Here is a 26,739-nt window from a genome sequence, read left to right as displayed (position 1 = left end):
ATGTTTTTACTTTTTATATTGTTCAATAATCTTGGATTGGAATTGTTGTGGTACTTCTTCGTAACGATCAAAACGTCTTTCAAACTGTCCTGAACCTTGAGTCATTGCTTTTAAATCTATGGCGTAAGTAGTGACTTCTGCTTCTGGAACATATGCATTAATTACCGTGTAACCATCTGCTTGATCCATACCTAGTATACGACCACGACGTTTATTCATATCCCCCATAACATCACCAACATAAGATTCTTTAACAGTGATTGTTAGGTGTAAAATTGGCTCTAATATCGTTGGTTGAATTTCAGGTAATGCCGCTTTAAATGCGAGATCAGCTGCCATAACAAACGATATTTCATTACTATCTACTGAGTGATAACTTCCATCATAAAGGGTTGCTTTCACATGAATTACAGGGAACCCTGCCAAAGGACCTTTTTCAAAAGCACGAATTAATCCTTTTTCAACGGCTGGGAAGTATGATCTAGGTACTGCACCCCCAAATACTTCTTCAGAAAACTCGAAAAGCTTATCTGTTGGTTCAAAACGTATCCAAACATGACCAAATTGACCTGCACCACCGGATTGTTTCTTATGTTTACCTTCGCCAACACCTTTTTTCTTAATCGTTTCTCTATATACTATCTTTTGGTCTTCGAATGAAACACTGACCTTATATAGATTCTTCATACGGTCTGTAATGTATTTAATATGACTAATACCATAACCACCAATGAGTAATTGACCAGTTTCTTTATTTCTTTGGATATCAAATGAAGGATCTTCAATATTTAGTTTTGTTAAAGCCATTGAAATCTTGTCTTCATCTTTTTCATTATCTGGTTCAATTGCCTGATAGATAACTGGTGTAGGAAGTTTCACTGTATCATATACAATTTTGCGTTTAGTATCTGTGATTGTATGACCAGTCTTTAATGCATCTAATTTAGTTGTAACTACAATATCACCCGCATGTGCTAAATCCATTGGTATTTGATCTTTACCAATCAGTGTCATTAAGGTATTAATCTTAACGGTTGAATCACTTTGTGCGTGATATACTTCATCCCCAACTTTTAAGATACCTGAATTTAATTTAATAAATGAAATGGTTCCAACAAATGGGTCAATCATTGTTTTAAAGACAAATCCTGAAAATGGTTCTTCATCCAATGTTTTAACTTGAAGTTTTTCATCACTTCCAACTTTAGTTGCTTCTAATTCTCTTAACATATCAGGAGAAGGTAAGAAGTCAGTTAACATTTTAAGTAAGGTATTTACACCAATATTTTTTAGTACAGAACCTACTAAGACTGGTGTTAACTCACCATTAATAATTGCGTGATTTAAAGCATGTGTGATTTCTTCATTAGTGATTTCTTCACCACCAAAGTATTTTTCTAATAATTCTTCGGATGTTTCAGCTACTGATTCCATAATCATCTCACGAAGTTGTTCCACTTTAGGTTTCTTTTCATCCCAAATTTCTGCATCTTCGCAAGTATTACCGTTATAGATACGAGCCTTCATCTCAACAACATTTACAAAGCCTTCAAAATCTTCTTTACGTCCTATAGGATATGTAAAAGGTACGGCACGTTTACCAAGTTTCGTACGTATATCTTCTAATAATGCTTCATAGTCAATATTATCTTTATCCATTTTATTTATAAATAATACTGCTGGTATACGTCTACGTCTAATTTCATTCCAAACACGTTCCGTGCCAACTTCAACCCCTTTGGTCGCATCAATTAAAATGACTGCACCCTTAACTACTTCTAGGGCATGGTATAATTCGCTAATGAGCTCATCATTACCTGGTACGTCTAGAAAGTTAAGTTTGCAGTCATGTGCTTCGATCGGTATTAAAGATGTTTGCATGGAGGCAATACGTGTTTGTTCCTCCACAAGAAAATCGGATTTGGTGTTTTTACGTTCCACCTCACCTTTTACGTTAGTTACGCCAGTTACATTTAAGAGGCTTTCAGTTAGTGAAGTCTTACCACTACCCAAATGCCCTAATAGCGCAATGTTTCTGAGGTTCTTGGTTTTGTATTCTTTCATAAATACCTCCTTATATATGTATGCGTTTACATTGTACTTTTATTATATCACACCTTATTTTTTTATCAATATTTAATATAAATAAATATATGTGAATTTTTTAAAGGACCCTTTTTATAGTATAATAAATACGATATGAAAAAATATGCTATAAAAGCCATTCGTTGGTACCAAAAAACTTTATCACCAGTAAAATCTCATAAATGTAGACACACACCAACTTGTAGCCACTATGCAATAGAGGCTTACGAGACACATAATTTCATTTATGCAAGTTTACTTACCAGCAAAAGGATTCTTACATGTAATCCGCTTTTTAAGCCTAAATACGATCCAGTACCAAAGAAAAGGGGAAAGAAAAATGATAAAAACGTTTAAAGTTACATCCAAGATCTTAAACCAAAAAAGAAACATATCTGTTTATATACCTGATAATCATAAGGGTCCCTTTAAAGTGATCTACATGCATGATGGACAAAACCTATTTTTTAAAGAAGCATCTTCTTACGGGGAGATTTGGGATGCACATACACAGTATGAAAGATTTACTAAAGCAGGTTTAATTGAACCACATATTATCGTAGGTATCGATAACACAAAGTATCGCATGGATGAATATGCACCCTTTGATAATTCAACCATTTATAAAACCTATTCTGATGAATTTAGAGTACCTGTATTTGGCCAAGAGTATGCAAGATTCATCGTTGAAGAATTAAAGCCTTGGATTGATATAAGATTTAAAACCAAAAAAGATAAAGAGGATACATACATCATGGGTTCTTCTTTAGGGGGATTAATTAGTTTATATTGTGGATTAAAATATCCTAATATATTTGGCGGTATTGGTTGTCTATCAACCTCAGCTTCCTGGAATCCAGCCGGCTTAGACAATTTACTGGATACTTTAAAACCAGATATTCATCAAAAGTATTTCATTACAGTCGGATCAAATGAATCTGGTAAAAACGATCATAAAGCAAACAGAGATTACACAAACGTATCTAAAAAGATATATAAACATATTAAACCACTGGTAAACTCTATATTTTATAAGGTTTATGAAGGCGGCATCCATAATGAAACACTTTGGGCATCTCAGTTGTCTGAGTTTGTACAATTCATGCGTTAAACAAAATAAAAGCAGAAATATCTAATTTGATATTTCTGCTTCTTTTTATAGTTATTAGTATGCTCTTGCAAAAAGAATTGTTTGAGTAGCTTTTTTACCAGTTACTGGACAATTTTCTGTAAGTAGTGGTTCATCTAGGATCACACGTGCTGTAGCACCTGTTTCTTCCTTAATTTGGATTTCAGCTTCTTCGCCACAAGTTGACATTTTAATATATCCGCCCTGTTTTAAGAATGCTTTAAATTCGTCATAGCTTTTCGCTTCATAAGTTCTACTTGTTGTAGCTTCTAATGCTTTTTGATACATTGCTTCATGCATTGTTTTTAAACCATCTTCAACAAACTTATGTAAATCAGTAAGTGCTACTGTATGTTTTTCATAGTTATGTCTAAATGTTACAACAACTTGACCGTTTTCTAAATCTCTTGGACCAATTTCGATACGTAGTGGTACACCCTTCATTTCGTGTTCACTAAATTTCCATCCAGGTGATTTATCAGAATCATCTACAAATACTCTAAATTTATCTGATAGTTCATTTTCAATTTGTTTAACAGCACTTAGCACTTCTTCATTTGGTCTAATTGGTACAATGACCACTTGAGTTGGTGCAACATATGGCGGTAATACTAAACCATTGTCATCACCATGTACCATAATGATAGCGCCAATAAGTCTTGTAGATACACCCCAAGAAGTTTGGTATGCATATTCTAGTTCATTTTTATCATTTAAGAATTTGATATCAAAGGCATGAGCAAACTCATTACCAAAATAGTGTGATGTACCAGATTGTAGTGCTTGTCCATCATGCATTAATGCTTCAATCGCATAAGTTTCAAGTGCACCAGCAAATTTTTCTTTATCTGTCTTACGTCCTGTAACAAATGGTATAGCTAGTAACTCTTTACCTAATTTGTCATACACTTCTAACATTTGATGTGTCTCTTTTTTAGCCTCTTCAGCAGTCGCATGAACTGTGTGACCTTCTTGCCATAAAAACTCTTTACCGCGTAAAAATGGGCGTGTAGTCTTCTCCCAGCGAACAACAGAACACCATTGGTTATACATTTTTGGTAAATCTCTATAGGATTTAACAATTTTACTATAATGTGTACCAAATAATACTTCTGATGTAGGGCGAATAATTAAGCGCTCGCTTAAGTTTTCAACCCCTGTTGTTGTAACCATCGCTGTTTCAGGTGCAAAACCTGAAACGTGATCCTTTTCTTTTTGGAATAAACTTTCTGGAATCAACATGGGCATATATACGTTTTGATGCCCTGTTTTTCTAAATTCATTATTTAGGTAGTTTTGGATATTTTCCCAAATACCATATCCTAAAGGTCTATAGATAATAAACCCTTGTGTGTTAGAATAATCCATTAACTCTGCTTTTAGACAAAGGTCTGTATACCATTGACTAAAGTCTACATCTCTTGATGTAATGCTTTCAACTAATTTTTTATTTTTACTCATTTGATTTCACCAAAATTGTTTCATTTCCTTCAAATTTTACTTTTCTTTCTTTATACAATAAACCTAATGCACGTTTAAATGATTTTCTACTTAGTCCAAAAACCTTTTGAATGGTTTCACTATCTGTTGTTGCATCATACGGCATTCTACCGCCTTCTTTTTCTAAAACATCCATAATGAGTTTGGAATCATCTACACGAACAACTTCTTTAAAATCAATTAAACTACCTTCATAACCACTTGGTGTTTCATAAGTAATTTTTACCTTTAAGATTTCCCCTAAGCGGTATGCTTTTCTAACGTTTGATTTTTTAACTAATACTAAATTAAACTCATCTGTTAATATAAAATAACCAATATTACCAATGACTTGAACAAAACCTGAAACTTCATCACCTACATTTAAATTTCCAGTGATTAAACGAATTTCATTATAAGGAATCGGTCGTGCAGTTAATCTTGCCTTAACACGTAAATCCACATATACTTGATCATCTACTTGTGGCCATAAACTTTCATCAACTGGTAAGTCATCTTTTGATAATAGGACGTCTTTTGAAATACCTAAATCTAAGAATACACCCAAACCGGGCTTAACAGCTACCACTTTTAAAACACCGGGGTTGCCCGCTGTTACATAGGGTTCATGAAGCGTTGCAGCCAAACGCCCTTTAGCGTCAAAATATAAAAAGGCATCGACAAATTGTCCAGGCTCTAATTTTCTGTGATCTGATTCATTTTGATGTAAGAAAACCTCTTCGCCATCACTTGATTTTAGTAAATACGCGATATCTGTTTTTCTTACAACTTGTAGTTCATTTAATTGTCCAATTTTTAATTTCATAACTTTTCACCTACTAAAAATTATATCACATAAAACAAAAATCCTTCTAGAGGATTTTAGTTTTCTAGTTGTTCTATATAGGTTTCATATGCATCTAATAAGAGTTTTTCAATAAATCCCACAAACGGCGATAAATCCTTCTCTTCTTTGAATGTATCTATATGATTTAGGTAATTTTCTTTTTCAGAAACCGGAATCGATACAGGCATATAACCATCATATAATAGAATATAATTTAACACTAATCTAGCTAAACGTCCATTACCTTCTAAGAACGGATATACTTTAAAGATTTGTGCATGTGCAAAACATGCTCTTTGAAGTGTAGTTCCTTTAAAATGTTTCAAATCATAAAAGAATTTACCATACGGTCATAGACCTTTACATAGTCAGGTGGTTGATGCATACTATGTTTGATTTGAATATTTACCTTACGGTATTGGCCACCTAAGAATATACCACTAACTAACATTTCATGTAAGTCTTTCAATATATCTTCTGTTAACACTTTTCTAGAGGATACCAATTTCATCACATGCTCAAAAGCATTTTGATAGTTTAAAGCTTCTTTTTGTTCACGCTCTGGTAATTGGGTAACGATAATCTTTTTATTTAATAAATTTTCTACATCCAGCTTGGTTAGAGCATTTTTACCTTCAATCGTGATGGAATCATAGGTAAACTGATAGATAAAATTTCGAATTAAATCTTTATAGGATTGTTCATCTGCGTGTTCCCTTAATTCGTTAAAGTGGACTTTATCCACTTCTAATAGATCTAGCTTCATTCTCGCATCGCCCCTTACAATTGATTATACCAAAAATAAACATAAAAAAAAGAGGTTTATTTCTAAACCTCTTACATTTACCTAAGCGAATTATATTTTAGAAACGTTAGCCGCTTGATCTCCACGATCGCCTGACTTAATTTCGAATTCTACTTGGTCGCCTTCAGCTAAAGATTTGTAACCATCAGTTTGAATAGCTGAATAGTGAACAAATACATCTTTACCGTTGTCTGCAGTGATAAAGCCGTAGCCTTTACCTGCATCGAACCATTTAACAGTACCTTTCATTAAATGCAATACTCCTTCTTTAGATCTCTTGGTTTTCTCAAACCTAGAATCATTATACACTTTAATTTTTGATAACACAACCTAAAAACATAATTAAATTTAATTGAAATGAATAAATATCATTAATTTCATTTTTTTAGCACTGCAAGGCCTTTTAGTTTAAAATCCCATACATTAGGAAAGTTTACACAAAAGACTTTATTTTTACATCTTTGTTTGATATAATCATTTTGCATGTTAAATTTGCCCAATTGGTGAAGTGGTATCACGCATCCATGGTAAGGATGAATCGCAAGTCCGATTCTTGCATTGGGCACCATTTAAAATAAGTATATAAATAAGCCATCAAGGCTTTTTTTTATTTTATGCTCTTTGTTGCATAAAAACTAGGTATGTTATTTTCTTTTAGATAACCAGATAGATTCGTATCTTCATATATATCTACTAATCTAAATCCAGCTCTTAATTGACCACCAATTTGTTCTTCCATGGTATGACTAAACTGAATTCCGTAATCATGCTTTACCATATACTCATATTGTTCAATGTCTTTAAGCGGATTAAATGGAAGATCAAATAAGATTTTCCCGTCTTCATCATCAAAAGCAAAATTAAACCCGTTATCTAATCCAGAAAGTAAGACACCACCTTTTTTTAAAATGCGGTAGCATTCTAAAAAGACTGGCTCTACTTTTTCTATATATACATTAGATACTGGATAAAATATTAGATCAAACGTTTCATCTTGAAAAGGAAGAGGGTTTGTCATATCAGCTTGAACAAGATGAATGTCATAACCAAATTCCTTAGATAATTTCTTTTCAGTTTCTAATTGCTTTTCTGAAATATCTAGGCAGGTAACCTTAGCACCTAAGGCTTGTAGAATTGGTATTTGTTGGCCACCCCCACTAGCAAGACCTAATACATGTTTACCCTTAATATCTTTTAACCAGTCATTTGGTACTTTCTTTGTGGGTGTAAGGTATATTTCATAGATACCTTGTTTAGCTTTATCATATACTTCTTTAGTAATAGGTATACCCCACTGCCAACCTTCTTCTACCCATTTATCAAACATCTTTTGATTTATCTTCGTATAATCTTTCATTTTACAATACCTTTTAATTCTTCTTGAATATTTAGTGGTTTATACACCCATTGGTAAGAACTTGTATGTACATTTTTAGGTTGACTTAAAAATACCGTTTCATCTTTAAATCCTAATAAGTGATTTGTGAGTCTTAAGTAATAAGTTAATACCTTATCACTTACCTTAAACTTCGCTGTATTTAAGTTATTAAGCAATTGAATAACTTTAGTTCTATCATTTAATGCTTCATAGTAATAGATAATATTTAAGTAAAGGATAAGTCCATCTTCAGTTTTAGGTATATTTCTAATTAAACTGTTCATCTTCTTTTCAATACTTAGACATGCAATTTGCCCATGAAATGCAACCTCATATATGTATTGACCTAAAAGGTTGGTATAAAGCTGTGAATGCGCCTGATGCTGTGTTTCAAGCATCTCTACGATGCTTGGCCAAAAGTATGCCATACTTTCCTTATCGTGCTCAATTAAGGTTGTTAACTGGATTAGATAGGTTAATCTAAAGAGTTTATCCTTATCAAATGCTTTTTCTGCTGCAAAGTCTCCATACATACCTGCTCTAGATACTTTAGAGGATAATACAGCAAGCACTGTCATGATGGAGGTTACAATCAACACGGTGAATAAAAATCCATTTAACCAATATATATTCGTAAATAAACAAAGTATCCAGATTAATATTATGAGGACACCATATATAATAGATGCTTTAGGCCCTGCTAGTAAAACTCTTTTAAATTTATGAACCATTGTTTCTTCTTCATCCTTAGATTGAATACTTAAGTGATCAGGTATGACGATACCACCAATCATCAGAAGAAATTTAGGTACGAATCTAATCTTTAGTCCATTGTCATTTACAAAGGCGATACCAAGGGCATATAAAGCCTTGGGTTTTATGCCTTGTTTAACAAATGAGATGAAGTGCCCCATCTCATGTGCAAAGATAGCTAGAAATAAAGCTATGAACATATATATTATGTGCACATAAAAGGGTACTGTATTTAAGCCCTTATTTAAATGTGTAAAAAAGTTTTCATAAATTAATAAAACATAAAAAAAACTTACTACAATTCCAAGTAAAAAATAAATCCATGTTTTTCGCAGTCTTTTTTTCATTGTGTTCACCCTAATACATATTATAACATCAACTTATCGGTTTCTTTTTACCAAAGATTTGTGGTATAATTCTTACAAATGAATAAGTTAGAAAAAAAGTAAATCTTTTTTGAAATAAGGCTTGACAAGTATGGATGCATTTGATATCATAATAAAGCAACATGTCGGTGTCGTATAATGGTTATTACAAGGCCTTGCCAAGGCTTAGACGGCAGTTCGATCCTGCTCACCGGCTCCAGTAAATAATAAACAAGTTCTCAAGTAAATGCTTGAGAACTTTTTTTATTTTCTTATAACTTAATTTGACTTAAAATTTCACCAACTTGACCTTCAATAAAGTGTTTAAATTGCATATACTCTTTATTTATCACAATTAAGTGTTTACCCTTAAAGTATTCTATAAAACTTGCTGCTGGATAAACCGTTAGTGATGTACCTGCAACAATTAAAGTATCTGCCTTTGATATTTCTTCTATGGCTTTTCTTACTACTTCAGAGTTAAGTGGTTCTTCATAAAGTACAACATCTGGCTTTATAAGATCGCCTTCACTATCTACTGGTATATCTTCAGTATTTAAAATGTAGGTTAACCCATCAATAGGTTGTTTCTTTTTTACTGTGTAATATCTGTGAGCTGATCCGTGGAGTTCTACTACATTTTTTGAACCTGCCATTTGATGGAGTCCATCAATATTTTGAGTAATAACACATTTAACTTTACCGATACTTTCAGCATCTTTGAGCCACATATGTGCTTTATTTGGTTTAATGCCAGTATCTAAGAAGTGGCGTCTAAAATACTCATAGAAATCTTTTGTATGATTAAAGAAAAAACTTCTACTTAGGATATCTTCTGGTCGGTAGTTTTTAAATTTTTGGCTATATAAACCATCTTTACTTCTAAAGTCTTTAATACCAGATTCTGTAGATACTCCAGCACCACCAAAAAAGACGATATAGTTCGATGTATCTATGATAGTTTGTAGTTCTTTTATAGTCATAAAAAGTTCTCCTTTAACCTCATCATATCACTAGAATATAAAATATACTAGTGATTCATAAAAAAACTACTCTCGATGAAAAGTAGTTTTTTCTAATCTATTATATAGCTTTTTTGTATGCTTCTAGTACTTTTGTAGTATCTGCATATTTATGTGCAATGCTACCAGCTGCAGCAGCTGCAACACCACCAACTAGGTCATCTAAGAATGTGTTACAACGTACCACACCTTCTTGTTTCGTATCTAGTTCTTTGATGATACCTAATTTTAGTTTATCTACATAACCAAAGTTTGTTAATCCAATGGATCCATAAACGTTGACGATAGATAACGCTAAGATTTCATCAACACCATATAGACCGTAGTCTTCCATAAGTATCGTTGAAAGTGGTTCTGAAAGTAATCCTTTTTCTGCTAAAACGTCTAACTCAATACCTGTTAATACAGCATTTTGAACTTCTCTTTTGATTAAAACACGATTCACGTGGTCTATACAAATTTCAAGTGTCATATCCTTTAAGTATGGTTTTTGTAAATCTAGTGTGATTTTAGCAATATCAGCTACCTCCACACCACGTTCTTTTAGACGCTTAATAATAAGGTCATACTTTATTTCTTCATAAGTTTTTTCGATCATTTATCCCTTTTCCTATTCCTTTCAATATTCTTTGTTTCTTTTAACTCTTTATGATAGTCTAAAACCTTCTTAAATGTCTCTAAATTCAATTTTACAGTCACATCATCAAATGGTGGACGCTTTTCCTTAATCCAGGCTTTAAGTTCGGTAATCGCGTGATTAGCGATTTTTATAATGTCTTCCGAATAGTTTAATTTACTGCTATTTGTTTCAAATTCTTTACGATCTAAAACCACGATACGACCATTTGGATAGACTCTGATGTCTAGATCATAATCTATATATTTAATCGCTTCTGAGTCATACACATAAGGACTTGATACATTACAATAATAATGTATACCATCTTTTTTAAACATTGCTATAATGTTAAACCATTCTTTTTCAAAGAAATAACATAGTGCTGGTTCTTTGGTATACCAACTACGGCCACTAGATTCAATCACTTTTGTTCTTTGATTTCCTGTAACTAAATATGATTCATTATCATCAACAACAAATGAATTTATCCACACTCGGTGTAAACTACCATCATGTTTATAGCCATGTATTTGGATTTTTTTTGCTTTTTTTAATTTCATATAAGTCTCACCTACTTAAATGTATTATAACATCTAAGCGCTTTTGTTGTCAGTACAGGAAGACTATTATAACATGAAATCATACTGAATCAAGGACTTTATTTCGTAAAATTAAAAAAATATGCACTCTAGATTATCTAAAGTGCATACATTATTATAAAATTTTTCTTATTTTTTGTTCAACATCTAATCTGAAACGGTCAATTGCATCTAAGATGAATGTTACCATATCTAGTGAGTCATCTTCGATTAATGGTGTTAAATCCATACCGTTAACAACTTGATCAGATTGGTCAAGCGCATGAGCTGTAGCAAATGTTGCATTCGCTAAACGGCGACCAATTGCAGCTAAGTCATAACGTTTTGCACCGTCAATTTGTGAGTCAAACACTTCAACTAAGCTATTTGTAAGGTTTGGTCTTCCACCAACACTAAATGCAACTTTTTCATCGTCATTTAACCAGTCAAGATCACGCCATACTTCAACTGCATAAAGTTTTTTAGGACGTTTATCTTTCGGTAATAAACGTAACGCTTTAATGGTCTTAGTTACAACACCAATATGTGTGTCATGTTTATCAGCTAGGTTATGTGTATATAACACTTCTGGTTGAGCGTCTAAAATCATTTTTCTAATTTCTTCTACAACAACTGTATCTTGTGGATCTTTTGTTTGTTTTGAAGGAGAATTAATAAATGCTTGTAGTCCATATTCACCTAAGTACGCAGCCTTTTTTTGTTCAAGGTTACGAACGACCATCATTTCTTCATTTGTGTAGTGTGCATAATTTCCACCACGTGAAGAACCTGAACCATCTGTTACAACCACACCAAAGAACCATTTGTCTGGTTTCTGAAATGTTTGTAAAACACCATCGATTGCACCAATTTCAATATCGTCATGGTGCGCTAAAATTGCCATATGAGTTGTACGTTTGATAGCTTCTTCTAGAGGTTTGTTATCAGGTACATAAAATTCGGTTGTTTTGTTATATTTTTCCATTTTTTTTACCTTCTTATAGTTTCACTAAGCTTGCAGCTGCCACAGATTGTCCAACACGACGTGCTTTTTCATCTGGAAGTGAGATATTAATCTTTTTACTTAAATGTTCAAAGTTTTCTTTTAATGTTTTTGTTGCTACATCTACGATGATTTGACCACCTAGACCAGATGTAACACGACCTAATAATAAGACTTCTTCAATATCATAAAATTCTTCATAATATGCTAGTGTATAACCTAAGTATGTACCAATTGTCTTATATATTTCTTGATATGTTTCACTGTTTTCATCTAAATTTTGAACAACTTTTAGACGTTCAGCTAATGGCATATCTTCTGGGAATGTAATCCCTGAAGTTTCAGCTAAGCGAATGACTGCGTCTTGACTAAAGTACTTATTACCAGTGCCCATGTCTAAACTCCACTCATCAATTGGACCATTTTTTTGGAAGTCTACTGGTACAAAGGCTAATTCATTTAACCAACCTGTAACGTTACCTTCTGCATTAATATAACCAACTGCTTCACTTGTACCCATAGCAATACCTAATAGTTTGTTTTTACCTAAACTCATAGATCCTGCTAAGGCTGTCACATCACCATCGTTTGCGACTTCTAAAGGTACATTTAATTCTTTAGCAATATCTTTATAGATGTTTGTAATATGTTCATCAAATAATTCATCAGGTACTTCTATAAATAAACTTGCTACTCTAGCTTCATTGTGAATATATACACCAGCACTTGATACCCCAAGGGCATCAACACTCGGAAGTTGTTCAACTGCTAGTTGAATCACTTTACGAATGTTTTCTTTGTGGTAGTTTGGATCACTATTTAATTTTGGAAACCATACGACTTCTGTACTAAATACTGGAACACCATCAACTACTGCAGAAACTTTCATATCCGATCCACCAGCGTCAAATCCAATTCTATTACCTTTTAAGTGTTTTCCAATTGGGCTGTCGCCTTTAACCAGTTTTGGTACTTCATCCGCGTGAACTACTTCAAATGGTTTTCCATAAATACGGCTCATAAACTTAGAATCAAATAGTCTCTCACCTTCTAGATAAGTCTTTTTAATAGACTCATATACATCTTTATTACCAACGATAGTTACTTTATAACCACCATATAACCAAAGTAGTGTTTTCACTAAACGATCAGCAAAGAAAATATTCTTTTCTAATTTGCTAGGATCTTTAAATATGTTTGCTGTATAACTTTCGTTAAAGCCATCCATACGTTCAACAACTACAGTTAGTGGTTCAAAGTTATTTGACTTCTTTACTTCTTCTTTAAATTCATTAAAGTAAATAATTGCTGGTTCATATGTTGGGTCTAATTTTAATTTATTTTTTAATGCCATGATTTCTTACCTGCTTTCTATTTTAATAACGATGCTGCGTCTTTATCTAGGAAGATAACTACATCATCATGTTTTTGTAAAATTGATGCTGGTAGACTTTCATCTACTGGACCTTGAATCATTTTGTAAACAGCATCAGCTTTTTGAGCACCTGTTGCTATCATAACGATTTTAGATGCACGCATAATATCTTTAATACCCATTGTAATTGATTCAGTTGGAACCTCATCAATAGAATCAAACATTCTTGAGTTATCTTGAATAGTTGATAATGCAAGTTGTGTTTTATGCGTTGTAGATTCAAATGATGTACCTGGTTCATTAAAACCGATATGTCCGTTAGATCCTAAGCCTAATAATTGGATGTCTATCTGATGAGCATCTAAAGCAGTTTGAAACTCTTTTATTGCTTCACTAGGCTCTAATACACCACTTGGAATATGTGTATTATCTAAATTAATATCTACATGATTAAATAATTGATTTCTCATAAAACTAAAGTATGATTCTTTATGTGTTTTAGGTAACCCAATATATTCATCTAAGTTAAATGTTGTAATATCTTTGAATGATACTAATTTATCTTGATATGCTTTGATCAGATTTTGGTATAAAGGAATCGGTGTTGTACCTGTTGCTAAACCTAATGTCATATTTGGTTTTTCATTGATTGCCTTAATATAAAAATCAGCTACTGCTCTATATAATTCTTCTTTTGTCTCAAATACGTTTATTTTCAATTCGTTAACCTCTGATTAATCTATCGTACACATTACCTGGTTTTTCAATGTCATAAGCTTGAACAGTTTTTCTATAAAACTCAAATACGTTATCACCAGCGCCACCAATAATAGCATAACCATAGCCATCATGATACATTGCTTCTAATGTGTGTAAGATTAATGCCTTTCCTATATTTTTTCCTCTTAAGGTTTGGTCTACACCAATTGGACCAAAGTAGCCTTTAGCTGTTGCATCATAAGCAGCAAAACCTACGATTTTGTTTTCATGTAATGCAACAAAACATGTTGGTTGACTTCTGTATACAGCCGCTTTAACTTCAGCTGCCCAACCCTTTGAAAAGTGAGCCTCTACAAATGCGATAACTTTATCACTGTTTGGTGATAGTACGCGTACGATTCTAACGTCTTTGCTTGGCATTTTGTCCGCAAAGTCTAAATTATATAAATGAACCAACATATCTTTCATAAATTTATCCTCCAAATGATATAGAATGTTTCAATGCTTCTCTAATGTTACCATTGTATTTATTTAATACTTCGTTAATTTCTTCAATATTATCTAATTTTGAGATGATTGCGAATATTGCGTGTTTTACAGATTTAAATTTATCAATGTAAACTTTTGCAACATCATGATCAACACCTGTAACTTCTACAACAATACCTACTGCACGTGAAACTAATTTATCGTTACTCATTTGAATATCGATCATTAAGTTTTCATAGACTTTACCTAGTTTTACCATGGTTGCTGTGGATATCATATTTAAAATTAGTTTTTGAGCAGTTCCTGATTTCATACGTGTAGAACCTGTTAACGGTTCAGCACCTGTTACTGCCTCAATTGGAAAATCTACTACTTGAGATAATGGTGCATTATGAGATGTTGTAATACCTGCTGCCTTAGCACCAATACTACGCGCATATTTCATAGCTGCCATAACATATGGTGTACGACCACTTGCAGTTAAACCTACAACAAAGTCTTTTTCATTAAAGTTATAAGCTTTAAGGTCATTAACACCTGCTACTTCATCATCTTCAGCGCCTTCAACAGCGATTCTTAATGCTCTATCGCCACCTGCAATAATACCGATGACCAAGTTTTCAGAAACACCAAAGGTTGGAACACATTCAGAGGCATCTAAAACACCTAATCTGCCGGACGTTCCTGCACCAATGTAAAATAGTCTACCGCCTTCTGCAAGTCGTTTAGTAACTTCATCTACTGTTAAAGCAATCTTATCAAGTACTTTTTCTACAGCTAAAGGTACATTTTTGTCCTCATTATTAAACATTTTTAGTATTTCTGTTGTTGAACTAACATCTAAATTTTTAGTTAATTTATTGCGTTGTTCAGTTGTAATGGATTTAATATCTACCATTTTAAAATTCCTTTCCTTTGGATAACTTAGAGAGCATATAACCGCCGTAAACCGCTTCTTTAATATCCCTATTTAATATATACTTGATTTCTTTTTTGTTTAAATAATTTAATACTTCTTCTTTTAAGTTTGGCGCTGATTCTAAGAATCCACCTCTTAGTGCAAGTAGGAAATTATTTTGAATGCGTTGTGCCTTTGCAACTTGTTCAATACTTTTAGCAATAATCATTGCTTGTTTTTTGATCTTTTGATCAACATATGTATGTGTATAGCTTGTAATAAATCTTGCTAGTCCAGCAATTTCTTGCTTTTTAACTTTATGTGCATAACCGATCAGTTCTTGATTAGTTCTTAGATTTAAATGTTTTAATAAATCAGCTTGTACTTTATTTAATCTTTTTTGATTATCTAATTTTTTAAGACAATCTAGAAAGACATCCATTACAAATCCATAAGCGGAGCCGGGGTCACCAAATAGGTGACCATATCCGCCATATCTATTAAATTCATTATCAACTAAACTATATACTATACTACCAGTGCCACCTACTACATAAATAAGTGGTAATAAAGGATCATACGCTGAATAAAGTCCTAAGTATGCATCGGGGTAGATATACACATGCGTATGATATAAGTCTTCTAATGACTTGATTAAGTTATCTAGATTCGGTATCATACTAAACCCTGAAAGACCAATTTGAATGCTTTTTACGTCTTCTGATATTAGTTCATCAATGACGCCTTTAAGTGATTGATATGCATCATCAACACTTACAGCAAAGTTACTTGATCCTTTAGTTGTACGTTTAAGTTCATCGCCAGATGTGTTATATAACACACCCAGGGTTTTAGTGCCTCCACCGTCAATGCTAATGATTTTATTCATAACGTATCGGTGAAACTCCTTGTGGTTTTAATTGACCTTTTAAGTATTTAACAACTGCTTCGATTGAGTTTGGTGTGTACTCATAAAAGGCAACATAGTTTTTAATATTTTTTGTGTAATATAAATCATATGGATTTCTAAGTGCTAAGACATGTAAATCCTTATTTAATGCGCTTAATGCATCAATTAATTGGATTTGTGTTTGATAGACATTACCGTTATATGATGTATAAACGATTTGATCAAATGCGCTTGCTATTGAAACGATGTCAGCAATTTCAACTTCAGTTGGTTTAACTTTAGTTTCAATCACTTCAAAGTTTGCAAATGCTTCTCTAATGCGACGTCCTAATTTAGAATTATGTGAATCTTCATCAGCAATCGAAGTTGCTTGAGGGTTTGTAGAAATAACTAAAGTTTTACCATGTTGTTTGAAAGTTTCACCCTTAATTAAGGTCACTGCTTCTTCTACAACTTGTCTAGCAAAAGCCTTAGATTCTATAGATTCTACATTTTCTTTAACATCTTCATAAGTACGTGTTAAGTCTACATTTAATTTCTCTTTGTATGTTAAGATACGTGCTACACGCTCATTTAGTGTATCCATAGTTAACTCACCTGTTTCTAATGCTTTATTAAAGCGATCAGAAGCACCAATTTGGTAAGGTAAATCATGACAGATACATACCAAGTTTGCACCAGCGTTTACTGTTTTTAATGTCGCTTCGATGGTGCCATAATTATCATGGATAGCTTTCATTTCGATACCATCTGTAATAATTAAACCTTCAAAGCCCATTTCTTCACGTAGTAAACCTGTTAATGCACGTTTAGATAATGTCACTGGTAATCCATCTTCAGTTAGATGTGTAAAGTTAATGTGTGCTGACATAATTGCATGTAGTCCATCATTGATTGCCGCTTTAAATGGTTTGAATTCAAATTTTTCTAATTCATTTAATGGTTTTTCAACTTTTGGTAATGCTAAGTGTGAGTCCACATGTGTATCACCGTGACCTGGGAAGTGTTTAGCGGTTGCAACAACGTGGTTTTGTAAACCTCTAATGTTTGCATTACCAAATAAAGCTACTTTATCTGGATCATCCGAAAAACTTCTTACACCAATGACTGGGTTTTTAGGGTTATTATTCACATCAAGTACAGGTGCTAAATCCATATTGATACCAAGATCGATTAATTCTTTACCCATTAAGTCACCTATTTTATATGCGTACTCAACATTGTTTGTTGCTGCAATTGTCATTGCACCAGGGAAGAATGTACCATCTTCAAAAATTCGTGTAACCATACCACCTTCTTGATCGATAGTAATATATAAAGGAATACCAAATGTTTCCATCGCGATTTTTTGTAAATCTTGATTTAATTTAAATAATTGTGCTGCAGACTCAATATTTCTTGAGAATAATAGGATGTTACCTACTTTATATTCTCTAATTAAATTTTCAATTTCTGGTCCAACAGTTGTACCATGGAAGCCTGCAACGATTAATTGTCCAATTTTTTCTTGGGTTGTTAATTTATTAATGTCAAATTTTTTCATATAATTTAAACCTCCTAATTGATTGCTCAAAAGTTTTTTCATCCTGTTTAAACCCATCAAAAATGAGGTCTAAATCAACATTTGTTTTTAACTTATTATCACCAGTTAATAAATCAATCATTTGCTTACCGCCTTCACTCCAAGGCACTCTAAATTCAAATTCTTTATAATCTTTACGAATGATATCTAGTAGTTTATAACCAAATTTAACAGGTTCAAATACGTTTTTATCTCTTAAAAATATTTCGATACCAGAGCAATTTACACCTTCATGTTTACTCATGTTCGGAATAAAATGAACTGGTCTAACTAAGATACCTGGTGTATTTAATTTAGCCACTTTAGCGGCTAAATCATCTGCATCGATAAACGGTGCACCAATCATACTAAATGGCCTTGTAGTGCCACGACCTTCACTAACATTAGTACCTTCAAATACACATGTTGCTAAATAAATGTGAGCACTATCTAGTGTTGGAATATTTGGACTTGGTGCTAACCAAGGTATATCATATTCTGTATAATCTTTATCATATGAATAGCCTTGCATTGGTACTACTGTTAAATCACAGCCAATACCTTGCTCGGTATTAAAGTATAAAGCTAGTTCTCCAATAGTCATACCATATCTTTGTAGTATTGGATAATATCCAACAAAAGAACGATAAGTTAAATCAAGTATATTACCTTCTAACTTGTGTCCTACTGGGTTAGGTCTGTCAAACACTACAAATGGAATATTATTTTCCTTTGCAGCTTGCATCGCATGACTCATCGTGTAGATGTATGTATAAAATCTAGCACCTACATCTTGCATATCAAAGACTAATACATCAACATCTTTTAACATTTCTTGATTCGGTCTTCTATTTTGTCCATAAAGTGAGTGTACTTCAATATTTAATTTTTTATCAAAATAACTTTCTACTTTAACACCAGCCTCTGCATCTCCACGTATACCGTGTTCAGGACCAAAGAGTGTCGTTAAGTTTACTTTACGATTTAATATATCCGCTGTTAACTCTAATTTAGAGTTAACCCCTGTTGGGTTTGTAATTAAACCCACACGTTTATTTTCAAATAAATGTAGAAATTCATCAATACGATCTATACCTAATTTAAACATTTTCTCCATCCAATCCTTCGACATATGTTACAACTTTGCTAAAGATAAGTGCATATAGTAATACCATGGTAGACATTCCAATAAACACTAAGATTAATGTCAGTAATGGATGTACTAGTAATACAATTGGGATAAATAGTGTAATAATTGCTAATCCTGTTCTTACAATAAATTTACCACTTAAGAAAAATGAAAATTTGACCATTAACCATACATTGGTGTTTGGATATGTAATCATTAATGGGAAAGTATACATCGTAACAAAGATGACACTTAATACCATAACAACCATCACATATTGTCCAACCAAGTTAAATGGTGAAGGATTTGCTTCTAAGAAGTCATTGTAGATTGTGATATTGATCACGCCAACAAATATAGCCGCTGCTAATATTAAACCCATTTTTAATTTTTGTGCAATATTTTCTGTGAAGAACTTGAAGTATGATTTAAATATTGGCACTTCTTCTTTATTTAAGTATTTATGAAACATCTTATATCCAGCAAGTAATGCTGGATATAAGGTAATAATAGGTAAACTAGTAACAATAATTAAGATATTGATCACGACCAAACGAATAACCCAATCTGCAAATATATTTAATTTTTGATAGAGTGTTTTATCATATTGTTTTTTATCTTTTTTCATTAGCCGACAATACCTGTTCTTTCTATCGATTCAACGAATTGTTTTTGTACAAATAAGTACATAACCAATAATGGTAACATCATGAGTAAGGCTGCAACGTTTGAAATGGTTGCTAAGAACATCGGGTTAGACCATACGTCTTGCCCAATTAAGCTTAGTGCACCTGAATAGAAGAGTGCAGCATATACGTTTTCAGCAGCATTAACTAAACGCATTGTAAGTATCGGGAATGCCTCGGTTGAAATGTTGAAGATACTCGCATAATAAGTATCATTCCATTGCCATACAAACGCAAATAATCCTACTGTAATAATTGCACCACGTGCGTTTGGCAACATAACATTCCAGAAAATTCTAAATACTGATGCACCGTCTACTTGTGCAGCTTCTTCTAGTTCTTTTGGTAATCCTTTAAAGAAACTTCTAAAGATATAAATGAAAATACCACTTCTAATCCCTTGACCCAAGCCACTCATTAGGTAAATTGCGTTTTCGCTACCAATCAATCCTAAATCTCTAAAATATAGATATTGAGCTAGCGATAGTGCTTGTGGTGGAATAACAATAGTTAAGATAACAAAGATAAATAATATTTCGCTACCTTTAAATTTTAGTCTTGAGAATGCATAACCTGCAAGTGCGGTAGATGCTACTTGCAAAACCATTGAGATGGCACTTAATTTAAATGTATTTAATAGTGCATTCCAGTAATCCAATACGAGCATTGCCAGTCTAAAGTTTTGAAAACTCCAGTTTTTTGGAACCCACACTACAGAAGGGTCATTGGCATCTATTGGTGCTCTAAGTCCAAGTAATACTTGTTGGATTACAGGATATAGAATAATAAAACATAATCCACCTAGTAATAGTGCTCTTAAAACAGATATGAGGATACTTTGAAATTTACGAACGCGTCTTATATTTTTACCACGTTCTTTTGCTGCTTCAACTAATGAAAGTTGACCTAAGCCCAAATTAGCAGTAATTCTACTATTCATAATGTGAACCTCCTATCTTAAATATTTTAGCTAATACAAAGACAACTAGGAGAGTACCTAATATAAATAGTACATATATCCATGCCATCGCTGAACTCAAACCCCAGTTTTGTGTATTTAATTCATGTTGAATAATACCAGATACTGGAGATGTTAAGAATGTATCTACGAGCGCATATACCACAACCGTTAAAATATGAGGGGTCACGTTTGGTAAAGTAATTAGCCAAAATGTTTCATATCCAGTAGCACCTTCAATTTTTGCCGCTTCATATAAATGACCTGGAATCGATTGAATACTTGCTAAAAAGAGTAATATTGGCACACCACTTAATGATAAAATGTCGTAAATACGATCAATTAATCCAACGACTGAATTTACCATGATTTCTGGTAAACCAGATTGAATTAGGAAAAATTGTAAATCAAATATTTTACCAATACCTTGTTGTTCTAAGATTTCAGTCATAATTGAGCCACCACCTAAAGCAGAAGCAACTGCAACTGAGTTTAGAATAACTGGTACGAAGAAGATTGCACGAACAATTGCACGACCTTTGAATTTCATGTTTAATAATACAGCCATAAATAAACTGAAAATTAATAAAACAGGAATATTAAACGCTACATCAGACATTGTGTTAATCATTTCGACACTAAAGCTTGTAGATGTTGAAGTACTTACGTGCTCATTGAATGCAAATAAATAGTTACCAAAACCGACATACTCAAAGAGTATAGATCCTACTTGAGGAGTTAATTTATAAAAACTATAATTTAGTGATTGAAAAAATGGCACTATAAATAGTAATAATAAACCAATAAACCAAGGTAGTAAGAAGACCGCAGCCCAAAATAGTTTTTGACGTTCATAGGTCATTTCAAACTTCTTTTTGCCTTTTGGATTAACTTGGTTTGAATGTACTGTATCTTGCATTAGGCTGCTCCTCTCGTAATATGGTAATCCATTGCTGGAATTGTTACACCTTCTACTGTGATACTAAATAGGTTGTAGTTAATGATCATTTCTAAGTTGTTAGAATAACCTACTTTGTATACGTTATTAAAGTTTGCTAGTTTTTCGTGTGCAATTAAAGCACCGCTTGAAATATTAATTGTATTTAATTCTTTAACTTGAGCTTCAATTGTGTCTAACCAGTTAATATAGTGCGTTGACATATATTGGTTATGCTCTGTGTTGAGTAATTTTTGAGAACTATCATAAGATAACGTATATTTAATGTTTGATCCCGTTTCTAAAGCTTTTAAGAATTGGAATCTCGGACTACGGTTACTTGATAAGTTCATAGAGTCTGCCGTGTAATCTTTATACCCACTTAATACTAGTTGCGTAAATGGAACTGGATAATCAATTAAACCATATAATGTGGTTTCTGTAGGTAGACTATCAAATCTTGTAGCATATGGAATAGCAAATCCAAGTGGATTTGAGATCATCATATCTTCATTAATTGTCTCTAATAAGTTCTTTTGAATAATTAAAGCATCTTGCTTGTAAATTGTATTGTTAAAATCATGATTAGACACAATTTGTGAACCAATCATACCTAAACTTAGTCCATTTGTATATACTTCTTTACTAAATTTGTTATATAACGCCTGATAGTAAAGTGGATTTAAAAGGTATTGGTCTAAATTCTTACCAGTTGGAAGTTCTGAACTTGGTAGAAGTGATGGGTAATGGTATCCATATAATAGTGATTGTGAACCACGAATTCTCTTTGTATTGTACATTGATTCATCGAATATACCTCTATATGATTTTGTAGATACAAAATTCACATTTTGATATAGATCAATACCACGTCCTGTGAGTTCATCATTGAATTTAACAAACTCAGATTTACCACCTAAAACTGAAGGAATGGTATTTCTATCATATAATTGGTTGACTAAACCACCATTTGCAGCACCTAGATAGTTCACATTGATATCATTAATACCACGTGTTTCTAATTCATCAAGTATTTCAAGTGCTTGTTTGAATGTAGTTAGACTGTCTAAAGAAGTGTAAGGAATACCTAAGAAGAAATCTTTTTTATCAAATGCACCTAAGAATTCTGCAGTTAATTGAATCGTATTTGTATGATCAGTTTTTGTTAAGCCATGATTTTCAATTAAGTAATCACGATATACTTTAGCAATCCCTGCATAGTTGTTTTCTAAGCCTTTAATAAAGTGGAACTCTACTTCAAAATCAGTTTTTACAATATCTTTTGTAAGTAATGTAATACCATATTGGTTGAATCCAGAACCTAAGATAACTTGTTCAGTTTCTCTAATTTGGAATGAAGCATAAATACGGTTGTATGAGTCTCTACGGTTTGAAACGTCAGCATTCACATAAGCCATTGCATCACCTTCTGTGATGATTGCTGCAAATCCATTTTCTTCTTTCACCATACCAAAGACTGGTAAACTAATTTTTTGTTGTTGTTCAGCCATCTTCATTGGCATTTGGGATAAATCCATACCATAAAGACGCTTTCTATAAGCTGACTGGTTTGTTTTACCATTATTAAATTCCATAATAGCACCACTACCATCTGGAATAAATAAGTAACCTTGTGAGTCCTCATTATTAACAGTCATATGTGCTGTACCAAACATTGGATATAATGATATTTCAGATAATCTACCATTTCTTTCAACGATGGAGTCTCTAATAATTTTTGCATTAATACCATGTGATTCTAATTTAACTTCTACAGCAATTTCAAATTCAGTTTGTTCAGCTTCTTCTGTGATGCCATATTCGAAATTCATTTCTTGAATATCCTCTAATGTATAACCTAGCGTTTCATAGAAAATTCTATAAAGTCTTGTTTTAACACCACGAGCTAATTCAGTTGAATAAGATTGAATAAAGAATGCATCTAATTCGGCATCAAATTGGCCATATGCGAATAATTCTAATTCTGCACGTATATCCGGATCGAAAGATTCCATTAATTCACTTGAGATATATCTTGGGAAATATAAGTTTGTAATATCAATATTACCAATGACATATAATACTTGGAACCCATTTTCTACATAACGAATTTGGTAAGTACGTTCACCAGCATCATTTTTCACACCTTGTGGGTGAGAAATACTTAGTGCATAGTTATTAGATGTTGCAACAGAACCAGCCTCATTATAATAGTTATATTCTAATGTAGCTTTTTGTCTATTTTTAGCAGCTGGCGTTGTACCTAATCGGTCGTCTTCAACGCTTGGGTTGGACTCCCAGACATAGCCTGATGCTTTATCAACAACTTTAAAGTATGAAGTTGTTTCATCTAAAAATAATTGGTAGTTTGCATTTTCAGCAACAAGTTTATTTGGATTAGAATCTTTAGTTGCTTCTACAAACCCTTCTTTGTCAAAACTTTGAGTGGTCTGATGTGCATAAGTTGTTTTAGAAAGTGGTACCCCAATCGCAACAAATGCAATTAAAGCAAATCCAAGAAAACCAATAATTAGTTTAATATAATGTTTTTTAATAAATATCATCTTCGTAACCCCAATTCTTCAATGATTGCAGAAATGAATGAGATGATTTGTTGAATAACGTCAAAGAATAATAATCCTAAGAACATCATCACCATCATAGATATAACAGTTGCAAGAAATGCCATAATTGTCTTTAATAGACCGTATTGATGGATATTTAAAATACCCATAAACAACATCCAACCCGTTAAGAAATATGCAACACCTACTGCAAGTGTATAAAATGCCATTTCATCTAATGTTAAGAAGTTTGAAATAAGTAAGGCTGGGTAACCAATAATGATAATAGGGAATAATGCATAACCTGTTACCATAAGGATTTCTTTAAATTTCCCTTTACCTTCCATTAGTGTTGTGACTGACCAGTTTGCAGTTACAAATAAAATGACTAATAATCCAACTACAAAGATTTCTTGTAGGTTATTAATTAACATTGGATTACGTTCATTAATTAAGAAACTTTCATACTGATAAGTTAAGATACGTAATAATGCAAACAGTGCAATAAAAACGATCGCAACACTCAATTTACCCTTCTTTTCTGTTTTAAATTCATCATATCCATCAAATGGATGCATCATTAAATATTTAGGAAAGGATAGATAATCTGTTAAAATATTTTTAATTTTATTCATTATTTTAGTCTACCCTTTCTTTTTTTAATTTGTTTTAATGTAATCAGTGCTGTAGGAATTAATAATACAACAAGCATAATGTAACCAAAGTTTGATTTAATTAACTCATTACGATATGATTTATAAGCTCTTGAATAGTAATATTTGTCATAGCCATATTGGAAATATTCCATAGCTTTTTCATAATCACCATTTCTTAAATGATACTTACCAATACCGTTGTATGCTACTTCATAGTTTGTATTTAATACTAAGACTTCTTCCCATAGTTGAGCTGCTAATTCAAATTCTCCATTTTCATGGTGATGAATTGCCTCATTTACTTTAGATCCAAATTCTGTGTGTTCATAAACTATAACTGTTCTAAGTTCTTTGTCTAATACTAATAAATTATCACCAAAATAAGCAAGTGCTACACCGTTTGTGAATTTATCTAATTGTTGACCAGCTTCACCATTAACATATAATAGGTTACCTTCTGAGTCATAAGTAAATAATCTTGAACGTTTAGCGTCTAATACTGTATAAATACCATCTTGGTACACTGCAATATCTACTAGTCTTGATGGACCATCGATAACGTAGTTATTCATGCCTTCAACAAATTGTATGTCTCCTTTTGGTACGTGGTATCCATTACGGATAAGTACGTCAACACCTTTAGGGTTGATTAATTGAATCATGTTATCAGAGTTGTTTGTAGATGGTAATGAGGTTGCATAAATAAAGTTTTCTGAGTTCATTGTAACGTTTGTATAACTTGTAGGTAAGAACTTAGGTAATTTGTCAATTTGTGCATCACTCATCCAAAAGCGGTTAAAGATATCAATTGGAGATAAAGTGATTGGGTTGACCCCTGTGTATCTGTTAAATGATCCGTCAGTATCTAATTCTAAAATACCTTCGTAAATTTCTCTAGCTACAACATACATTCTACCCGTTGAGTCTGTAGTAATTTTTACAGGAATAAAGTCGACTGTTTCAAAGGTTACATCATCAACTTCAGTAAATAAATCTACTACCTCGAAGTTATGATTTAATTTTACAATACGATTATTACCAGTATCTGCAATATAGATACCAGTATGCTGAACATCAAGTCCCATAGGTCCGTTTAATGTTTGTGCTTCCAATACGTTAAGGATTTCGTCCTTTTCAACCGATGTAGCATTTTTATAGTTTAAAACTGTGTTCTCACCACGTTCTAATCCTTTTTCAATTCTTGCTGCTTCATCTGCATCAATTGCTAGATCAACAATTTTTTTAAACTCTGTATTAGCTTCTGTAATTGTGCCAACAATAGTTGATGGATTAAAACTTGATGTAACTTTTGTGTTAAGTGTTGCATGTAGAGCATCAATATCTGCTATAAATACATTTTTAGCTTCAGCTTCTAAGAATACTAGAGATGCCATACTTTCATTAGCATTTAATTTTGCAGTATTTAGCTGGACTGCTACATCTGACTTAAGCGTTGTATGAGCTTCTAATAAACCCTCAGTAGTGTCAAATAGAAAATTTCTGTATGCTGTGCTTATCTCAAATGATTTCACAGATTGGTTTAATTCAAAATTATTATTCACAACGATTAATGCATTAGAACCACTAGATATAATATATATTTCGTTTTCATAAACCACAAGATCTTCAGGAGTGACCATATCAGTTTCTAGTGTTCTCTCACTAAAAGTCTGTGCATAACTTAAGCCTGGCGCTGAATGAATTACATCACCATAGTATGAGAAGTTATATCTTATAATTGAAAAGTTTAATGGTAATGTAAATAAAAGAGATATGAGTGTAAATAATTTCAT

The 26,739-nt window shown here is 32.6% G+C and carries 27 protein-coding genes and 2 tRNA genes; 4 read left to right on the top strand and 25 right to left on the bottom strand.

The features are described from left to right. Nucleotides 1-6 precede the first annotated feature (6 nt). Nucleotides 7-2,064: an elongation factor G gene (locus tag ACL_RS01490; RefSeq protein WP_012242251.1), complete on the bottom strand. Its 2,058-nt coding sequence runs from the start codon at nt 2,062-2,064 to the stop codon at nt 7-9. 135 nt (nt 2,065-2,199) lie between these two features. Between ACL_RS01490 and yidD the strand changes: the two genes are divergently transcribed. Then, nucleotides 2,200-2,442: a membrane protein insertion efficiency factor YidD gene (gene yidD, locus ACL_RS07575; RefSeq protein WP_041633754.1), complete on the top strand. Its 243-nt coding sequence runs from the start codon at nt 2,200-2,202 to the stop codon at nt 2,440-2,442. Beyond that, a complete protein-coding gene (locus tag ACL_RS01480) occupies nt 2,426-3,196 on the top strand; it encodes an alpha/beta hydrolase (protein ID WP_049751938.1) in 771 nt (256 codons plus the stop codon). The genes yidD and ACL_RS01480 overlap by 17 nt, the downstream gene beginning before the upstream one ends. Before the next feature lie 54 nt (nt 3,197-3,250). Here ACL_RS01480 and proS read toward each other — a convergent pair whose 3' ends face one another. The 5 genes from proS to ACL_RS01455 all read right to left on the bottom strand — a co-directional run bounded on the left by proS (nt 3,251) and on the right by ACL_RS01455 (nt 6,594). Further along, nucleotides 3,251-4,675: a proline--tRNA ligase gene (gene proS, locus ACL_RS01475; protein WP_012242249.1), complete on the bottom strand. Its 1,425-nt coding sequence runs from the start codon at nt 4,673-4,675 to the stop codon at nt 3,251-3,253. After that, complete coding sequence (locus ACL_RS01470) at nt 4,668-5,519, bottom strand: S1-like domain-containing RNA-binding protein (protein WP_012242248.1); 852 nt, start codon at nt 5,517-5,519, stop codon at nt 4,668-4,670. The genes proS and ACL_RS01470 overlap by 8 nt, the downstream gene beginning before the upstream one ends. Nucleotides 5,520-5,575: 56 nt before the next feature. Continuing rightward, nucleotides 5,576-5,866, bottom strand: coding sequence for a Fic family protein (locus tag ACL_RS01465; RefSeq protein ID WP_041633752.1), 291 nt, complete (start codon nt 5,864-5,866; stop codon nt 5,576-5,578). After that, on the bottom strand, nt 5,863-6,306 hold the full coding sequence (locus ACL_RS01460; RefSeq protein ID WP_041633750.1) for a Fic family protein: 444 nt from the start codon (nt 6,304-6,306) through the stop codon (nt 5,863-5,865). Before ACL_RS01460 ends, ACL_RS01465 begins: the two co-directional genes overlap by 4 nt. A 90-nt stretch (nt 6,307-6,396) precedes the next feature. Continuing rightward, nucleotides 6,397-6,594 carry a cold shock domain-containing protein gene (locus tag ACL_RS01455; protein ID WP_012242247.1) on the bottom strand — a complete coding sequence of 66 codons (198 nt, stop codon included), beginning with the start codon at nt 6,592-6,594 and terminating at the stop codon, nt 6,397-6,399. A gap of 245 nt (nt 6,595-6,839) precedes the next feature. Between ACL_RS01455 and ACL_RS01450 the strand changes: the two genes are divergently transcribed. Next, a tRNA-Thr gene (locus ACL_RS01450) sits at nt 6,840-6,913 on the top strand. 39 nt (nt 6,914-6,952) lie between these two features. Here ACL_RS01450 and ACL_RS01445 read toward each other — a convergent pair. Further along, complete coding sequence (locus ACL_RS01445) at nt 6,953-7,702, bottom strand: class I SAM-dependent methyltransferase (protein ID WP_012242246.1); 750 nt, start codon at nt 7,700-7,702, stop codon at nt 6,953-6,955. Next, a complete protein-coding gene (locus ACL_RS01440) occupies nt 7,699-8,676 on the bottom strand; it encodes a M50 family metallopeptidase (RefSeq protein WP_158298320.1) in 978 nt (325 codons plus the stop codon). Before ACL_RS01440 ends, ACL_RS01445 begins: the two co-directional genes overlap by 4 nt. 310 nt (nt 8,677-8,986) lie before the next feature. On the opposite strand from ACL_RS01440, the gene ACL_RS01435 reads away from it, so the two are divergent. Then, a tRNA-Gly gene (locus tag ACL_RS01435) sits at nt 8,987-9,061 on the top strand. Between the two features lie 52 nt (nt 9,062-9,113). On the opposite strand, the gene ACL_RS01430 is transcribed toward ACL_RS01435, so the two are convergent. The 17 genes from ACL_RS01430 to ACL_RS07165 form a co-directional block, all read right to left on the bottom strand. Continuing rightward, on the bottom strand, nt 9,114-9,824 hold the full coding sequence (locus ACL_RS01430; RefSeq protein ID WP_012242244.1) for an NAD-dependent protein deacylase: 711 nt from the start codon (nt 9,822-9,824) through the stop codon (nt 9,114-9,116). A gap of 100 nt (nt 9,825-9,924) precedes the next feature. Then, a complete protein-coding gene (locus ACL_RS01425) occupies nt 9,925-10,461 on the bottom strand; it encodes a phosphatidylglycerophosphatase A family protein (RefSeq protein ID WP_012242243.1) in 537 nt (178 codons plus the stop codon). Further along, the gene (locus ACL_RS01420) at nt 10,458-11,042 is read right to left on the bottom strand and encodes a DUF402 domain-containing protein (RefSeq protein WP_012242242.1); all 585 of its coding nucleotides are present in this window, start codon (nt 11,040-11,042) and stop codon (nt 10,458-10,460) included. The genes ACL_RS01425 and ACL_RS01420 overlap by 4 nt, the downstream gene beginning before the upstream one ends. Nucleotides 11,043-11,196: 154 nt before the next feature. Continuing rightward, nucleotides 11,197-12,045, bottom strand: coding sequence for a PIG-L deacetylase family protein (locus ACL_RS01415; RefSeq protein ID WP_012242241.1), 849 nt, complete (start codon nt 12,043-12,045; stop codon nt 11,197-11,199). Between the two features lie 13 nt (nt 12,046-12,058). Continuing rightward, complete coding sequence (locus ACL_RS01410) at nt 12,059-13,417, bottom strand: ROK family protein (protein ID WP_012242240.1); 1,359 nt, start codon at nt 13,415-13,417, stop codon at nt 12,059-12,061. A 17-nt stretch (nt 13,418-13,434) separates the two neighbouring features. After that, nucleotides 13,435-14,157 (bottom strand): glucosamine-6-phosphate deaminase, encoded by a 723-nt coding sequence (gene nagB, locus ACL_RS01405; RefSeq protein ID WP_012242239.1) that lies wholly within the window; start codon nt 14,155-14,157, stop codon nt 13,435-13,437. A gap of 4 nt (nt 14,158-14,161) precedes the next feature. Beyond that, complete coding sequence (locus ACL_RS01400) at nt 14,162-14,626, bottom strand: GNAT family N-acetyltransferase (RefSeq protein WP_012242238.1); 465 nt, start codon at nt 14,624-14,626, stop codon at nt 14,162-14,164. Nucleotides 14,627-14,630: 4 nt separating this feature from the next. Next, on the bottom strand, nt 14,631-15,545 hold the full coding sequence (murQ, locus tag ACL_RS01395; protein WP_012242237.1) for an N-acetylmuramic acid 6-phosphate etherase: 915 nt from the start codon (nt 15,543-15,545) through the stop codon (nt 14,631-14,633). 1 nt (nt 15,546) lies between these two features. Beyond that, nucleotides 15,547-16,434, bottom strand: coding sequence for a BadF/BadG/BcrA/BcrD ATPase family protein (locus ACL_RS01390; protein ID WP_012242236.1), 888 nt, complete (start codon nt 16,432-16,434; stop codon nt 15,547-15,549). Further along, nucleotides 16,427-17,998 (bottom strand): beta-N-acetylhexosaminidase, encoded by a 1,572-nt coding sequence (nagZ, locus tag ACL_RS01385; protein ID WP_012242235.1) that lies wholly within the window; start codon nt 17,996-17,998, stop codon nt 16,427-16,429. The genes ACL_RS01390 and nagZ overlap by 8 nt, the downstream gene beginning before the upstream one ends. Beyond that, entirely contained in the window at nt 17,985-19,133 is a 1,149-nt protein-coding gene (locus tag ACL_RS01380; protein WP_041633748.1) for an exo-beta-N-acetylmuramidase NamZ family protein, read from the bottom strand. The genes nagZ and ACL_RS01380 overlap by 14 nt, the downstream gene beginning before the upstream one ends. Next, the gene (locus ACL_RS01375) at nt 19,117-19,773 is read right to left on the bottom strand and encodes a DUF624 domain-containing protein (RefSeq protein ID WP_012242233.1); all 657 of its coding nucleotides are present in this window, start codon (nt 19,771-19,773) and stop codon (nt 19,117-19,119) included. The genes ACL_RS01380 and ACL_RS01375 overlap by 17 nt, the downstream gene beginning before the upstream one ends. Continuing rightward, nucleotides 19,773-20,771, bottom strand: a complete 999-nt coding sequence (locus tag ACL_RS01370) for a carbohydrate ABC transporter permease (RefSeq protein ID WP_012242232.1) — start codon at nt 20,769-20,771, stop codon at nt 19,773-19,775. Before ACL_RS01370 ends, ACL_RS01375 begins: the two co-directional genes overlap by 1 nt. Further along, a complete protein-coding gene (locus ACL_RS01365; protein ID WP_012242231.1) occupies nt 20,764-21,708 on the bottom strand; it encodes a carbohydrate ABC transporter permease in 945 nt (314 codons plus the stop codon). Before ACL_RS01365 ends, ACL_RS01370 begins: the two co-directional genes overlap by 8 nt. Beyond that, nucleotides 21,708-24,290: a DUF5696 domain-containing protein gene (locus tag ACL_RS01360; protein ID WP_012242230.1), complete on the bottom strand. Its 2,583-nt coding sequence runs from the start codon at nt 24,288-24,290 to the stop codon at nt 21,708-21,710. Before ACL_RS01360 ends, ACL_RS01365 begins: the two co-directional genes overlap by 1 nt. Continuing rightward, on the bottom strand, nt 24,287-24,925 hold the full coding sequence (locus ACL_RS01355; protein ID WP_041633746.1) for a YIP1 family protein: 639 nt from the start codon (nt 24,923-24,925) through the stop codon (nt 24,287-24,289). The genes ACL_RS01360 and ACL_RS01355 overlap by 4 nt, the downstream gene beginning before the upstream one ends. Continuing rightward, nucleotides 24,925-26,739: a hypothetical protein gene (locus tag ACL_RS07165; RefSeq protein ID WP_049751937.1), complete on the bottom strand. Its 1,815-nt coding sequence runs from the start codon at nt 26,737-26,739 to the stop codon at nt 24,925-24,927. Before ACL_RS07165 ends, ACL_RS01355 begins: the two co-directional genes overlap by 1 nt.

The sequence above is a fragment of the Acholeplasma laidlawii PG-8A genome (assembly GCF_000018785.1).
In the GTDB taxonomy this organism is placed as follows: Bacteria; Bacillota_I; Bacilli_A; order Acholeplasmatales; family Acholeplasmataceae; genus Acholeplasma; species Acholeplasma laidlawii.
Note: the sequence above shows the minus strand (reverse complement) of the source record. Positions and strands in the feature narration are given on the sequence as shown.

Bases quoted from the DNA above. Each gene is read 5' to 3' on its own strand.
- proS (WP_012242249.1), bottom strand. From the start codon at position 4,675: ATGAGTAAAAATAAAAAATTAGTTGAAAGCATTACATCAAGAGATGTA.
- ACL_RS01440 (WP_158298320.1), bottom strand. From the start codon at position 8,676: ATGTTCATAGCTTTATTTCTAGCTATCTTTGCACATGAGATGGGGCAC.
- ACL_RS01355 (WP_041633746.1), bottom strand. From the start codon at position 24,925: ATGAATAAAATTAAAAATATTTTAACAGATTATCTATCCTTTCCTAAA.
- ACL_RS01410 (WP_012242240.1), bottom strand. From the start codon at position 13,417: ATGGCATTAAAAAATAAATTAAAATTAGACCCAACATATGAACCAGCA.
- ACL_RS01390 (WP_012242236.1), bottom strand. From the start codon at position 16,434: ATGAATAAAATCATTAGCATTGACGGTGGAGGCACTAAAACCCTGGGT.
- ACL_RS01365 (WP_012242231.1), bottom strand. From the start codon at position 21,708: ATGCAAGATACAGTACATTCAAACCAAGTTAATCCAAAAGGCAAAAAG.
- ACL_RS01420 (WP_012242242.1), bottom strand. From the start codon at position 11,042: ATGAAATTAAAAAAAGCAAAAAAAATCCAAATACATGGCTATAAACAT.
- ACL_RS01400 (WP_012242238.1), bottom strand. From the start codon at position 14,626: ATGAAAGATATGTTGGTTCATTTATATAATTTAGACTTTGCGGACAAA.
- ACL_RS01380 (WP_041633748.1), bottom strand. From the start codon at position 19,133: ATGGAGAAAATGTTTAAATTAGGTATAGATCGTATTGATGAATTTCTA.
- ACL_RS01470 (WP_012242248.1), bottom strand. From the start codon at position 5,519: ATGAAATTAAAAATTGGACAATTAAATGAACTACAAGTTGTAAGAAAA.
- ACL_RS01490 (WP_012242251.1), bottom strand. From the start codon at position 2,064: ATGAAAGAATACAAAACCAAGAACCTCAGAAACATTGCGCTATTAGGG.
- ACL_RS01480 (WP_049751938.1), top strand. From the start codon at position 2,426: ATGATAAAAACGTTTAAAGTTACATCCAAGATCTTAAACCAAAAAAGA.
- ACL_RS01430 (WP_012242244.1), bottom strand. From the start codon at position 9,824: ATGACTATAAAAGAACTACAAACTATCATAGATACATCGAACTATATC.
- yidD (WP_041633754.1), top strand. From the start codon at position 2,200: ATGAAAAAATATGCTATAAAAGCCATTCGTTGGTACCAAAAAACTTTA.
- ACL_RS01415 (WP_012242241.1), bottom strand. From the start codon at position 12,045: ATGGAAAAATATAACAAAACAACCGAATTTTATGTACCTGATAACAAA.
- ACL_RS01375 (WP_012242233.1), bottom strand. From the start codon at position 19,773: ATGAAAAAAGATAAAAAACAATATGATAAAACACTCTATCAAAAATTA.
- murQ (WP_012242237.1), bottom strand. From the start codon at position 15,545: ATGGTAGATATTAAATCCATTACAACTGAACAACGCAATAAATTAACT.
- ACL_RS01445 (WP_012242246.1), bottom strand. From the start codon at position 7,702: ATGAAAGATTATACGAAGATAAATCAAAAGATGTTTGATAAATGGGTA.
- ACL_RS01360 (WP_012242230.1), bottom strand. From the start codon at position 24,290: ATGATATTTATTAAAAAACATTATATTAAACTAATTATTGGTTTTCTT.
- ACL_RS07165 (WP_049751937.1), bottom strand. From the start codon at position 26,739: ATGAAATTATTTACACTCATATCTCTTTTATTTACATTACCATTAAAC.
- ACL_RS01370 (WP_012242232.1), bottom strand. From the start codon at position 20,771: ATGAATAGTAGAATTACTGCTAATTTGGGCTTAGGTCAACTTTCATTA.
- nagZ (WP_012242235.1), bottom strand. From the start codon at position 17,998: ATGAAAAAATTTGACATTAATAAATTAACAACCCAAGAAAAAATTGGA.
- ACL_RS01425 (WP_012242243.1), bottom strand. From the start codon at position 10,461: ATGATCGAAAAAACTTATGAAGAAATAAAGTATGACCTTATTATTAAG.
- ACL_RS01455 (WP_012242247.1), bottom strand. From the start codon at position 6,594: ATGAAAGGTACTGTTAAATGGTTCGATGCAGGTAAAGGCTACGGCTTT.
- ACL_RS01460 (WP_041633750.1), bottom strand. From the start codon at position 6,306: ATGAAGCTAGATCTATTAGAAGTGGATAAAGTCCACTTTAACGAATTA.